This is a genomic window from Gemmatimonas sp., from assembly GCF_044345575.1.
GTDB lineage: Bacteria > Gemmatimonadota > Gemmatimonadetes > Gemmatimonadales > Gemmatimonadaceae > Gemmatimonas.
The window spans coordinates 1-12,778 of record NZ_JBIJAW010000070.1 but is presented as its reverse complement, the minus strand read 5'-3'; the positions used below and the strand labels follow the sequence as shown (position 1 = coordinate 12,778).

Here is a 12,778-nt window from a genome sequence, read left to right as displayed (position 1 = left end):
GTGGACCTGCACGCGCACTGGTTCGCCTCGGGGCCGCTGCTGCAGCCGGAGTCGTCCAACGGCTTCGCCAACTTCGCCCTCGGCGTCACCACCATCCGCGACCCGCAGAACACCCCCGACTTCCTGGCGCTCGCGGAAATGGTAGAGGCCGACGGGGTGCCCAGCCCGCGGATCTACTCCACGGGCCCCGGCATCGGCTCGGCCACCAACTTCAAGTCGCTGGACGACGCCCGCCGCGTGGTGCGCCGCTACCGCGACGAATACGGCACCGCGTACCTCAAGTCGTACTGGACCGGCACCCGCCAGCAGCGGCAGTGGCTGGTGGAGGCGGCGCGGGAGATGGGGCTCATGCCCACCACCGAGGGGGGGTCCGACGGGAAGGAGGACCTCACCCACGCCATCGACGGCTTCAGCGGCCTGGAACACGCCATCCCCGAAGCCCCCATGCGCGACGACGTCGTGCAGCTGCTGGCGCGCACGGGGATCACCAACACCCCGACGCTCGTGGTGGCCTTTGGCGGGGCACTCCCGGTATACCGCCTGTTCGCCACCGAACGAGTGCACGAAAATGCCCGGGTCGCCCGCTGGTTCCCCGATGGCGCCGCGTACCAGAAGACCTCCAGCCGCCTCCTCTGGTTCCCCCAGGAGGACTACAACGACCGCGAGATCGGCGCCGGCGCCACCGCACTCCACCGGGCCGGCGGGGCGGTGGGGGTGGGCGGCCACGGCGAGCTGCAGGGGCTCTCGGTGCACTGGGAGATGCGCCTCCTGGCCGACGGCGGAATGCGGCCGCACGAGGTGCTGCAGGCGGCCACGATCAACGGCGCGCGGGCGCTGGGGCTGGAGCGCGACCTGGGCTCGCTCGAGCCCGGCAAGGTGGCCGATCTGGTGGTGCTCGACGCCAACCCGCTGGCTGATATCCGCGCCGCCGAGCAGGTGGCGTATGTGATGAAGGGCGGCATGCTCTACCGCGGGGGGACACTGGACCGGGTGTGGCCGTCGGCGGCGCCGCTCCGGCTGCCGTGGTCGCTGCGGCGCGATTCGCTCCCCCTCACCGCCGCCATCGACACCGCCGTGCGCCGCGCCATGGACACGTACCGCGTCCCCGGGATGGCCGTGGCCGTGGTGCGCCGAGGTGAGGTGATCGCGGCGCGTGGCTACGGGGTGGAAGAGCTCGAGCATCGCACGCCGGTATCCGATGAGACGATGTTCCAGTCGGGGTCGCTGGGGAAGCAGTTCACCGCGGCCGGAGTACTGGCGCTGGTGGAGGACGGACGTCTCGCGCTGGACAGCTCGGTGCGCCACTACCTCCCCCAGGTCCCTGCCAGCTGGCAACCCATCACCCTCCGCCACCTGCTCAGCCACCGCGGTGGCATCCCCGACTACACCAGCGAGGGGTTCGACTACCGCAAGGACTACACCGACGACGAAATGGTGGCGATGGCCTCGGCGTTGCCGCTGGAGTTCCCCGCCGGCGCGCGCTGGAACTACTCGAACTCGGGCTACGTGCTGTTGGGGATCATCATCACCCGCGTAACGGGGCGCCCGTACTACGAGTTCTTGCGCGAGCGGATCTTCACCCCCGCGGGAATGCCCACCATCCGGGTGATCACCGAAGCGGAGGTCGTGCCGCATCGGGCTCACGGCTATCTCCCCGTGGCCGGCGGCTGGGAGCACGCCGCGTGGGTGGCGCCGCGCCTGAACACCACCGCCGACGGCTCGATGCTCCTGTCGCTGCGCGACATGCTGGCGTGGAACGAGACGGTGCGGCAGCGGCGCATCCTGCGCCCGGAGAGCTGGGCGCTGATGCTGTCGGCCACCCGCCTCAACAGCGGCCGTCCCTACCCATACGGCTTCGGCTGGTTCGTGGAGGAAGCGGGCGGGCACCCCATGCTGCAGCACGGCGGCACGTGGCAGGGGTTCGTCACGCAGTACAGCCACTTCCCCGACCAGGAGCTGTCGGTGGTGGTCCTCGCCAACGCGCGCGCCATGGCGCCCCCCGCGCTGGCCATGCAGCTGGCGGCGCTGGTGGACCCGGCGCTCACGCCGGCCCCCACGCCCGTGACACCGATTGCCGACCGGGAGCCGGCGGCCACGGCGGCCGTGCGGGCCATTCTGGAGCGGCTGTCCGCCGGGCAGCTGGAACTGACCGACTTCGAGGTGGTACGCCAGACGGTGTTCCCGCGGATGCGCGCGGCGCTCACCGCCGCCGTACGCGGCAAGGGCGCCCCCACGCGCCTCGAGCTGATGGCGCGCCGCGAGGTGGGGGACGACGTGGAGCGGCAGTATGTCGCGTGGTACGGCGCCGAACGACTGCGCGTGGTGGTGTCGCTGGGGCCGCAGGGGAAGCTCACCGCGCTGCGCATCACGCCGGAACAGCCGTGAGTCACGCGCATGCGGCGATCAACGTGTCGCGTGTGGGCCAGCTCCGTCACCACCGCCACTCGCGAGTCCGGCTCCGCCGTGCCGGTGAACACCCCCGATGGCGTCCCGCCCACCGCGCAGGATGTACTTCTGGATCTTGCCGGTGGCCGTCTTGGGGAGCTCGGCCATCAGGGTGAACCCCTTCGGCACCTTGAACCCGGCCAGCTGTTCGCGGGCGAACGCACGGAGCGCCTCGTCGGTGGTGGCGCTGCCGGGGCGCAGCACCACGAAGGCGTGCGGTACCTCGCCCCAGTGCTCGTGCGGCATCCCCACCACGGCCACCTCCAGCACCGCTGGGTGGCGGAGCAGCACCCCCTCCAGCTCGATGGAGGAGATGTTTTCGCCGCCGCTGATGATGACGTCCTTGAGGCGGTCACGGATCTCGATGTAGCCGTCGGGGTGCACCACGGCGGCGTCGCCGGAGTGGAACCACCCGCCGGCAAAGGCGCGGGTGGTGGCCTCGGGGTCGTTGTAATAGCCGGCCATCACCACGTTGCCACGCACCACGATCTCCCCCACGGTGGCGCCGTCGTGCGGCACGGGCGCGCCGGTGTCATCCACCACCTGCACCTCGCCGGACGTGACCAGCTCCACCCCCTGCCGTGCCTTGCGCCGCGCGCGCGCGTCGGGCGCGAGCCCGTGGTCTTCGGGGCGCGGCTCGCAGACCGTGATCAGCGGGGAGGTCTCGGTGAGCCCGTAAACGTGCGTGATGGTCCACCCCAGCTCCTCCTCCACCCGCTCGATGGTGGCGGCAGCCGGGGGCGCGCCGGCGGTGAGCACCCGCACGCCGCGCGGGGCCTCCGCGCGCAACTCGGCGGGGGCGTTGGCTACGGTGATCAGCACCGTGGGGGCCGCGCACAACACGGTCACGCGCTCGCGCGCGCCGGTGCCGAATACCCCCGCCGCGTCCACCTTGCGCAGGCACACGTGTGTTCCCCCCACAGCCGTCACGATCCACGTGAAGGTCCAGCCGTTGGCGTGGAACATGGGGAGCGTCCACAGGTACCGGTCGGCGCTCGTCATGGGGTGGTGCACCAACGTGCCCACGGCGTTCACCCACACGTTCCGGTGCGTGACCATGACCCCCTTGGGGCGCGAGGTGGTTCCGCTGGTGTAGTTGATGGCGATGAGGCTGCCCTCGGCAATGGCGGGGCGCGCCACGTCGGCGTCGGCCGCTGCCAGCAGCGCCTCATAGTCCAGGCACCCCTGCGCGGTCCCTTCCAGCGCCACGACGTGCTCCACGTGCGGGAGCTCGTGGCGGATGGCCGCCACCTGCGCCAGGTAGTCCTCGTGCACGCACACCACGCGGCTGCCGCTGTGGGTGATCATGTACGCCCAGTCGGAAGGGAGCAGGCGGTAGTTGAGGGGCACGATAACCGCGCCAATCTGGGGCACGGCGTAGTACCCCTCCAGGTGCGCATGCGTGTTGGGGGCGATGTACGCCACCCGGTCGCCGGGTCCCACCCCCAGACGCTGCAGCGCCTGCGACCAGCGATCGACGCGGTCGAAGAACTGCGCGTACGTGAAGCGGCGGTCGCCGTCGACCACCGCCTCCCGGTGCGCGTGAATGGCGCGCGCGCGCCGAGCGAACTCAAGGGGGGAGAGGGGCGTTTCCATGGGGGCGCGGGACGGGTGGGGCGGGGGCGGTCAGTCGATCTGCCGCTCCCCTGACCCCATGAAAAGGTAGACCACGGCGCCCACCACCGAGATGGCCGCCGTAACAAGAAACGGGGCGGTGTAGCCGCCCGTGCGCTCCACCAGCCATCCGGTGACATACACGCCGACGATGCCGGGGATCGTCCCCGCGGTATTGCTGATTCCCCAGATAACGTCGGCGTAGCGCGGGGCAATGTCGAGGCCGTTGGCGCCAAACCCCGCCATGCAGCAGGCCAACGCCGCTGCGGCCGCGCACATGAGCACGGCGGCCAGCCCGGCGGAGGGGACCAACGGCATCAGCGAGAGGCAGGCGGCCCCGCCCAACAGCCCGGTGCACTGCAGTTGCTTGCGCACGAGGGTGGCCGACACCCCAGCCTTCAGGCGGCGGTCGGCCCAGGCACCGGCCGCGTTGGCCATGAGAAACGACGCCAGCCACGGAGCCGCCGACAACAGCCCGGCGTTGGCCAGCGACACGTTGAATGTGGTCTTGAAGTACGAGGGCAACCACGCCAGCAGCACGTACAGCGACCAGTTGTGGCAGAAGTGGTTGATGATGATGGCCCACACGGCAGGGGCGCTCAGGATGCGCCCCCAGGGGACGCTGCGGGGGGCCTCGTCCGCGACGTCCGGGAGCGCCGGGTCGCGCCCCTCGCGCACCAACCGGTACCACCCAGCTCCCCAAACGAACCCCAACGCACCGAACGCGTAGAACGCCATGGGCCAGCCATGGTCGCGGATGATCCACCCGGTGACCGGCAGGGCGAACACCGTGCCCATGGCCACCCCGCTGCTCACCAGCGCTACGGCGCGGGTGCGGTGGTCAGGGTGTACCCACCGCCCCAGCATGTTGAAGGAACCGGGGAACACTGCGGCCTCGCCGATGCCCAGGGCAATGCGAGCCGCGACGAGCGCGGCGAGCGACAGCTGCGCCGCGACAGGGGTGAGCAGGGTGAACAGCGACCACCAGATGACCGCCGCTCCCAGCACGCGACGCCCGCCGTAGCGGTTGGTCAGCCACCCGGCGCCAATCTGCAGCAGCAGGTACCCCACGAAGAACGACGACAGCACCAGCCCCTTCACGGACTCGGTCCACCCCAACTCCTGCTGCATGGGGATGGCGGCCACCGACAGGTTGCTGCGGTCGAGGTAGGAAATGAACACCGCGACGAAGCAGAGAAGCACCACCGTTTGGTACGCCGGCCAGCGGCCGGCGGAAGAGGCGGAGGGAGGAGTCATGTCGGCGTGATGGCAGATGGGAGGCGGGAGGGTTACGGCCCGTCGCGTCGGCGCGTTATCATAACAGTCGTTATAAAAACCAGCCACCTGTCCTGGACTTCTCCCTCATGAGCGTCGCCCCCGCGCTGCTCGATGCTGCGATCGACGACCTGCGTCGCCTGCTCGGTGATCGGCTGTCCACCAGCGACTCCGTGCGCGATCTCCACAGCCATGACGAGTCATGGCACGCGCCCCACCAACCGGACGCGGTGGCCTTCCCGGTGTCCACCGAAGAGGTTGCAATGGTGGTGCGCGTGTGCGCCGCACACCGCATTCCCGTGGTCGCGTACGGCACCGGCACGGCGCTCGAAGGCGGCGTGATTCCGGAGCACGGCGGGGTGATCGTCAGTCTCCAGCGGCTCGATCGCGTGCTGCGGGTGAGCGCGGAGGACCTCGACGCCACGGTGCAGGCCGGCGTCACGCACCGCACGTTGAACGCGCACCTGCGTGACCTCGGTCTCTTCTTCCCGATCGATCCCGGGGCCGACTGCTCTCTCGGCGGGATGGCCGCGACACGCGCATCCGGCACGAATGCCGTGCGCTACGGCACGATGCGCGAAAACGTGCTCGGTCTCACGGTGGTGCTCGCCGATGGCCGCATCGTGCGCACCTCCCGTCGCGCCCGGAAGTCCTCCGCCGGCTACGACCTCACGCGGCTGTTCGTGGGCAGCGAGGGGACGCTCGGCATCATCACCGAGGTCACCGTGCGCCTGGCCGGCGTACCCGACACCATCGCCGCCGCGGTCTGTTCATTCGATTCGCTCGACGGAGCCGTCAACACCGTCATCCGCACAATCCAGCTCGGCGTCCCCATCGCACGCGTCGAGCTGCTCGACGATGTGCAGATGGACGCCGTGAACCGGTACTCCGGGTTAGCGCATCCGGTACAGGACACGCTCTTCCTCGAGTTTCACGGGTCTGCGTCGTCGGTGCGCGAGGACGCAGCGCTGGTGCAGCAGATTGCCTCGGAGCTGGGTGGGGGCGCGTTCGCCTGGGCCGTCGGCCATGAGGAGCGTGGGCAGCTGTGGGCGGCGCGCCACAACGCGGCCTATGCCAACAAGGCCCTGCGCCCCGGGTGTGGTATGTGGGCAACCGATGTCTGCGTCCCGATCTCCCGTTTGGCGGAGTGCATCCTCGAGACCAAGCTTGACCTGCGCGAGAGCTTCCTCATGGCGCCGCTCATTGGGCACGTCGGCGACGGCAACTTTCATCTCGGGTTTCTCGTCCGGCGCGATGATCCGCGCGAGGTGGCCGAGGCGGAGCGGTTGCACGACCGGCTCGTGCTGCGCGCGCTGGCGATGGACGGCACCTGCACGGGGGAGCATGGCGTGGGCACGGGGAAACTGCGCTTCCTCGCCGCCGAGCACGGCGAAGCGCTGGAGGTGATGCGTACCATCAAGCAAGCGCTCGACCCGCTGGGCATCATGAACCCAGGCAAGGTGCTGCCGCCCTGATGAGGCACGTCGCGCAGGTGCATCGACCCGTTGTTCGATTGCTCTGCGCGCATCTACACGCCGGCCGAAGCGCGCGCGGGCGCAGGCCATGAAGAAGCTCGGGGTGGATGGCATCACGATCGGCCCGGGCACCCACCTCCACCACATGACATGTCTGACACGCTTGAACGCACACTCGGCGTACGCAACCTGACGTTGCTTGTCATCGGCAACGTCATTGGCTCCGGCATCTTTCTCGTACCGGCCGCCGTGCTGGCGCAGAGTGGAGAGTCGGTGCCGGTGGCGATCGCCGTCTGGCTGGTGGGTGGACTTCTCTCGCTGCTGGGAGCCTTGTCGTACGCCGAGTTGGGCGGCATGGACCCGGGTGCGGGTGGTCTCTATGCCTACATCCGCGACGCGTTCGGTTCCTTCCCGGCATTCCTCTACGGATGGACGCTCTTCTTCGTGATCGGGTCAGGCACGATCGCGGCACTGTGTGTGGCCGCGGGCGACTACCTCACGCAGTTCGCTCCGCTTTCACCGATGGCGAAGCGCCTGTTCGCGCTCTCGCTGATTCTGCTCATGGCCGTGATCAATGTGCGCGGCACACGTGAAAGTGCCGCTGTACAAAATGTGGCCACCGGCTTCAAGGTGCTCGCGATTCTCAGCATGAGCGCGGTCATGTTCGCGCTGGGCCACGGCAGTACCCTCCCGCCCGTCTCGCACGTGGTGCAGCCGCTCACCGCCTCGGGTGTTGGTCTTTCGATCATTTCGGTGTTGTGGGCGTACGAAGGGTGGCAATACGTCACCTTCGTGGCCGGCGAGGCGAAGGATCCGCAGCGATCCATTCCGCGCGCGATCGTCTGGGGTACCGTGGCGCTGATCCTCATCTACCTGATTGCCAACGTTGGCTATCTCGCCGCCCTTGGCGTGTCACGCATGGCGGCTTCCGATCGCGTCGCCGGCGAGGCGATCGCGCAGGTGATGGGGTCTGCGGCGGGCTACCTCATCGCCTCGGCGATCATCGTGTCGATGTACAGCGCGGCGCATTCGGCCGTGATCACGGTTCCGCGCGTGTACTTCGCGATGGCCAGGGACGGCGTGTTCTTTCCGCAGATGATGCGCATTCATCCCACCTTCGGCACGCCCGCATTCGCCATCATCACCAGCTGTGCGTGGGCGGCCATCCTCGCGCTGAGCGGGACGTTCGAGCAGTTGCTCACGTACGTGGTGTTCATCGGGTGGATCTTCTACGGGCTGGGCGCGGCGGCCGTCATCGCGTTGCGCATCAAACGGCCACATGCGGTTCGGCCGTTTCGCGTGCCGGGTTATCCCATCACGCCGATCGTGTTCATTCTTGCAGCGGCCGTCATTGTGCTCAACACCGTCATTTCTCGGCCCGGGCAGGCGGTGATTGGCATCGGGGCGGTACTGCTGGGCGCACCGGCCTACGTGCTCTGGCGCCGGCGCGCCCACCGGTAGCGGAGCCGGCGGTGGCAACGGCTTCCCTCAGACCCGACCACGCGGTGCTCGCGACACGGGGCACCCGTGGTCCGTGCTCAGCGCATCCCGATGGTCATACCGATCCCACGGAAACACCGACCGCCGTTCCAACCCTGATCGCCATGACCGCCCGCCTCAATCGCCTCCGTCGCACCGGCCACGCGGCCGCCCTGATTCCGCTCCTGGCCGGCGGTGCCGCTGCGCAGCCCCGTGAGCCCTTCGCCGGGCTCGACGCCTACGTCACCAAAGCACTCGCTGACTGGAAGGTCCCCGGCCTCGGCCTCGCCATCGTGCGCAACGACTCGGTGCTGTACGTCAAGGGCTATGGCGTCCGCAGCACCGCCACGCGCCAGCCGGTGGACGAACGGACGCTGTTCGCCATTGGCAGCACATCCAAGGCCTTCACCACCGCCGCGCTGGCGATGCTGGCCGACTCGGGTCGGCTCGCTTTTGACGCCCCCGTCACCACCTACCTGCCGGGGTTTCAGATGTAGACCCCGCGGTCACCCGCGAGATCACCGTCCGCGACGTCCTCTCCCACCGCACTGGCCTCACCCGTGGTGAACCCGTGTGGTTTGCCTCGGGGGTTCCCCCTGCCGAGATCGTCCGGCGCCTGCGCTATTTCCGCCCGACGTGGAGTTTCCGGTCGCAGTTCGGCTACTCGAACATCATGTACATCGTTGCCGGTGAGGTGCTCGCCAGCGCGGCCGGCATGCGCTGGGAGGAGTTCGTTTCCACGCGCCTCTTCGCGCCGCTGGGGATGACCGGCTCCAACACCACCGACCGCGACATGGAGCGGCATCCCAATGGAGCCACGCCGCACGCCGAGGTGGACGGCGTGGCGCGCCCCATCCCGTGGCGCCACATCGACAACGCCGGCCCCGCGGGCTCCATCAACTCCTCCGCCACCGACATGGCGCAGTGGGTGCGCCTGCAACTGGGGCTGGGGACCGTGGGCGGGCGTACGCTGTACAGCCGGCGCATGGCGGAGGAGATGCACACCCCCAACACCGTCATCCGGATCGACTCCGCCGCCCGGGCCTTCAACCCCAATACCCACTATTCGGCCTACGGGCTGGGATGGTTCCTGGAGGACTATCGCGGGCGCTCCGTGGTCCAGCACAGCGGCAGCACCGATGGCTTCTCCGCGTACGTGGCCATACTCCCGGAGGAGCGCTTCGGCGTGGTGCTCCTCACCAACATGAGCGGCACCGGGCTCCCCGCGGCGCTGGCCCGCAAACTGTTCGACCTGCAGCTCCAGGCGCCGGCGCGCGACTGGTCGGCCGACGCGCTGGTGCGCGCGCAGGCGCAGCAGGCGCGCGCCCGCGAGGCGCAGCGACGCGCCGATTCGCTGCGCCCCCCCGCTGGTACTCCGTCGTTGCCGCTGGCGCGGTATGCCGGGCGCTACGTGGACAACCTGTACGGCACCATTGAGGTGAGTGAGGCGGGCGGCGCGCTGCGGATGTCCCACGGCCCCAACCTCGCCACCGCGTTGGAGCATTGGAGTGCCGACAACTTTCGCGGCAAGTACGACTCCCCGTCGCAGCTCCCCTTCTTCGTGAGCTTCCGCGTGACCCCCACCGGCACGGTGAGCGAGCTGGTGGCGGAGATGGCCGGGACGCCGGTCACCTTCACCCGTGCGGCGCCCCCGCGCTGATGCTCGCCGGCGGGGGCGGCGTGATGCCGACCTCGCCCTCCAAAACCTTGAGTCCCCCCGCCCCCCGACCATGCCCAGACTCACCGCCCTCTTTCCGCTGCTGACGGCACTCGCGCTGCCCACCACCGCCGCCGCGCAGGCGGTGCCCCCGTACGACGTGGTGCTGGCCAACGCGACGATTGTGGATGGCACCGGCGCGCCGCGGCGCGCGGGGCATGTGGCCATCAAGGGCGGGAGGATCGCGGCGGTGCGGGCGACACCGTTTACCGCGGGGAGTGCGCCCCGGACGATCGACGTGCGCGGACAGGTGGTGGCGCCGGGGTTCATCGACCTGCATGCGCACCTCGAACCGCTGCTGGAGCTTCCCGACGCCACGAGCGCCGCGCGGCAGGGCGTAACCTTGGCGCTGGGGGGACCGGACGGCGGCGGGCCGTATCCGCTGGCGGCCACCATGGACTCGGCCGCCGCGTTGGGGGTGGGGATCAACGTCGGCTACCAGGTTGGGCACAACACCGTCCGCCAGCAGGTGATGGGGACCGCCAACCGGGCGCCCACGGCGGAGGAGCTGGCCCGCATGCGCGCGATGGTGGCGCAGGGGATGCGCGACGGCGCGTTCGGGCTGAGCACCGGGCTAATCTACATTCCGGGCACCTACTCGAAGCTGGACGAGGTGCTCGCGCTGGCGGGCGAGGCCGCGCGCGCGCGGGGGATCTACACCTCGCACCTGCGCGGAGAAGGGCTGGGGCTGTTGGACGGCGTGGCCGAGGCGCTGGAGATCGGGCGACGGGTGCGGATCCCGGTGGTGCTGACACATCACAAGGCGGTGGGGCCGCAGATGTGGGGGCAGAGCGTGACGACGCTGCGGATGGTGGACTCGGCGCGCGCGGAGGGGACCGACGTGATGCTGGACCAGTATCCCTACACGGCGGCATCGACGGCGTTTGACGTGTTGCTGCCGCCGTGGGCGCTGGCGGGGGGGCGCGACTCGTTACGGGCGCGACTGGCGGTCCCGGCGCAGCAGGCGCTGATCGCGCGGGAGATCCTCGCGCTGTTGCAGAACGACGGGGGCGGTGGCGATGTGCGGCGGGTGCAGTTCGCCAGCGTGCCGTGGGACTCGACGCTCAACGGGAAGACGCTCCGCGACTGGGCGGACCAGCGCGGGGTGGGGGCTGGGCTGGAGGCGGTCGTGCCGCTGGTGATCGAGGGGTACCTGAACGGCGGGGCCGCGGTGGTCCTCCACCTGATGGACGAGGGGGACGTGCGGCGCATCATGGCGCACCCGACGACGATGATCGCCAGCGACGGTCGCCTGTCGGTGCCGGGGAACGGCGTGCCGCACCCGCGCAACTACGGTACGTTTCCGCGGGTGCTGGGGGAGTACGTGCGCGAGCAGCGGGTCCTCACGCTTGAGGAGGCGGTGCGGAAGATGACGTCAATGCCGGCGGCGCGCCTGGGGCTGAAGGACCGCGGGTGCCTGCGGGCGGGGTGCGCGGCGGACGTGGTGGTGTTCGACCCCGCCACCGTGCGGGATCGGGCGACGTTCCTGGCGCCGCACCAGTATGCGGAGGGGATCCCGTGGGTGTTCGTGAACGGAGTGGCGGTGGTGGCAGATGGCGTGCCGACCGGGGCGCGACCCGGCGTGGTGTTGAGGAACGGGCGTGCGCGAGCAGGCGACAGGCGAGGCGCTCGAGGTAATGCGCATCATTAAGCAAGCGCTCGTCCCGCTCGGCATCATGAACCCGGGGAAGGTGTTGCCCCCGTAGTCAGGCCCAGTGCCACTGCCGGCGCGCAACGAATGCGGGCCCGCTTCGCCGCGCAGCCGAATTACAACATCGCGGCGATCGCTCGCCCCACGTCGGCGGTACTCGCTGTGCCACCCATGTCCGGTGTTCGCGGCGCCTGTGGGTCGGCCAACATCCGTTCGATGGCTTGCAACACTCAGCCGCCGTCTCAGCGTGGCCAACGTGCTCGAGCATCAGCGCACCCGACCTGATCATGCCGATCGGATTCGCAATCCCGCGACCGGCGATGTCCGGCGCCGATGGTGCACACGGCCTCGACGACCCGCATACCTTCCGGCAGAACTTCGACGCCGATGCCGTCGCCGGGAATGCGGGCCGCTACTTGCTCGGCGTGGCCTACTTCGCCGCGCGAATCAGCCGCTCCTGCACACGACGCAGTGGCAGCGAGGGCTCGCCGCTGATGTTCCACGCGTTGAACACCACTACCATCTCCTGATCGGGAAACGCCATCGGGAATTGGCCGCCGAATCCGGACCCGGACCAGATGAACGCGTCCTTCTGGACCGGATTGTTGTACAGCCACCACTTGTACCCGTACTGCGGGGCGCCCGCGCGCGTGCTGGTCGCGATGTGTGGCGTTACGGATTCGCGCACCCAGCGTTCCGACACGACGGTCTTTCCCTGCCAGCGGCCACTCTGCAGCCACAGCTGCCAGATCTTTGCCAGGTCGGTTGCCTCGAGATACAGGCCCCCCTCGGTGTCGATGGCGCCCGAGGGGGTGCGCTTCCAGTGCCACTGGGTGATGCCGAGTGGCGCAAAGAGATGGCGCGCCGCGTACTCCTCGATGTCGACGCCGGTGGCGCGAAAGAAGATGTGTGCGATGAGCGCGCTTTCGCCGCTGCTGTAGTTGAACTGGGTGCCCGGCTCGCGCATCATCGGCCGGTCGATGGTGAACTTGACCCAGTCCGGGCTCGCCTCGAGCGCGCCCGCCGTGTTGCGCGGATCGCTATACGGAATGCTTTCGTTCCAGTCGAATCCCCCCGACATCGTGAGCAGATGGCGGATGGTGATGCGCCGCTTGCGATCGT

Annotated in this window: 9 protein-coding genes and 2 pseudogenes; 7 read left to right on the top strand and 4 right to left on the bottom strand. The window is 69.5% G+C overall.

Annotated features, from left to right (window positions below; genetic code table 11):
- Positions 1 to 2,385 (top strand): serine hydrolase (locus ACIQ6O_RS06410; protein WP_396206947.1); only part of this gene is annotated, 2,385 nt, incomplete at its 5' end.
- Between the two features lie 18 nt (positions 2,386 to 2,403).
- Here the strand turns inward: ACIQ6O_RS06410 and ACIQ6O_RS06405 are convergent.
- Together ACIQ6O_RS06405 and ACIQ6O_RS06400 are read right to left on the bottom strand one after the other, a co-directional pair.
- On the bottom strand, positions 2,404 to 4,041 hold the full coding sequence (locus tag ACIQ6O_RS06405; protein ID WP_396206946.1) for a long-chain-fatty-acid--CoA ligase: 1,638 nt from the start codon (positions 4,039 to 4,041) through the stop codon (positions 2,404 to 2,406).
- A gap of 30 nt (positions 4,042 to 4,071) precedes the next feature.
- Positions 4,072 to 5,316 (bottom strand): ACS family MFS transporter, encoded by a 1,245-nt coding sequence (locus ACIQ6O_RS06400; protein ID WP_396206945.1) that lies wholly within the window; start codon positions 5,314 to 5,316, stop codon positions 4,072 to 4,074.
- A 107-nt stretch (positions 5,317 to 5,423) separates the two neighbouring features.
- Between ACIQ6O_RS06400 and ACIQ6O_RS06395 the strand changes: the two genes are divergently transcribed.
- The 6 genes and pseudogenes from ACIQ6O_RS06395 (at position 5,424) to ACIQ6O_RS06370 (ending at position 11,711) form a co-directional block, all read left to right on the top strand.
- Positions 5,424 to 6,809: an FAD-binding oxidoreductase gene (locus ACIQ6O_RS06395; RefSeq protein ID WP_396206944.1), complete on the top strand. Its 1,386-nt coding sequence runs from the start codon at positions 5,424 to 5,426 to the stop codon at positions 6,807 to 6,809.
- A 150-nt stretch (positions 6,810 to 6,959) separates the two neighbouring features.
- On the top strand, positions 6,960 to 8,270 hold the full coding sequence (locus ACIQ6O_RS06390) for an APC family permease (protein WP_396206943.1): 1,311 nt from the start codon (positions 6,960 to 6,962) through the stop codon (positions 8,268 to 8,270).
- Between the two features lie 143 nt (positions 8,271 to 8,413).
- Positions 8,414 to 9,450 (top strand): annotated as a pseudogene (locus tag ACIQ6O_RS06385) (serine hydrolase domain-containing protein); the annotation flags it as partial.
- A gap of 42 nt (positions 9,451 to 9,492) precedes the next feature.
- Complete coding sequence (locus ACIQ6O_RS06380; protein ID WP_396206949.1) at positions 9,493 to 9,948, top strand: DUF3471 domain-containing protein; 456 nt, start codon at positions 9,493 to 9,495, stop codon at positions 9,946 to 9,948.
- 70 nt (positions 9,949 to 10,018) lie between these two features.
- Positions 10,019 to 11,656: an amidohydrolase family protein gene (locus tag ACIQ6O_RS06375; protein WP_396206942.1), complete on the top strand. Its 1,638-nt coding sequence runs from the start codon at positions 10,019 to 10,021 to the stop codon at positions 11,654 to 11,656.
- A complete protein-coding gene (locus tag ACIQ6O_RS06370; RefSeq protein ID WP_396206948.1) occupies positions 11,643 to 11,711 on the top strand; it encodes a hypothetical protein in 69 nt (22 codons plus the stop codon). Before ACIQ6O_RS06375 ends, ACIQ6O_RS06370 begins: the two co-directional genes overlap by 14 nt.
- Positions 11,712 to 11,772: 61 nt before the next feature.
- On the opposite strand, the pseudogene ACIQ6O_RS06365 reads toward ACIQ6O_RS06370, so the two are convergent.
- Positions 11,773 to 12,002, bottom strand: a pseudogene (locus tag ACIQ6O_RS06365) (isocitrate/isopropylmalate family dehydrogenase); the annotation flags it as partial.
- 84 nt (positions 12,003 to 12,086) lie between these two features.
- Positions 12,087 to 12,778: serine hydrolase domain-containing protein (locus ACIQ6O_RS06360; protein ID WP_396206941.1), on the bottom strand; the 692-nt coding region annotated here is incomplete at its 5' end.

Bases quoted from the DNA above. Each gene is read 5' to 3' on its own strand.
- ACIQ6O_RS06390 (WP_396206943.1), top strand. From the start codon at position 6,960: ATGTCTGACACGCTTGAACGCACACTCGGCGTACGCAACCTGACGTTG.
- ACIQ6O_RS06400 (WP_396206945.1), bottom strand. From the start codon at position 5,316: ATGACTCCTCCCTCCGCCTCTTCCGCCGGCCGCTGGCCGGCGTACCAA.
- ACIQ6O_RS06380 (WP_396206949.1), top strand. From the start codon at position 9,493: ATGAGCGGCACCGGGCTCCCCGCGGCGCTGGCCCGCAAACTGTTCGAC.
- ACIQ6O_RS06405 (WP_396206946.1), bottom strand. From the start codon at position 4,041: ATGGAAACGCCCCTCTCCCCCCTTGAGTTCGCTCGGCGCGCGCGCGCC.
- ACIQ6O_RS06395 (WP_396206944.1), top strand. From the start codon at position 5,424: ATGAGCGTCGCCCCCGCGCTGCTCGATGCTGCGATCGACGACCTGCGT.
- ACIQ6O_RS06375 (WP_396206942.1), top strand. From the start codon at position 10,019: ATGCCCAGACTCACCGCCCTCTTTCCGCTGCTGACGGCACTCGCGCTG.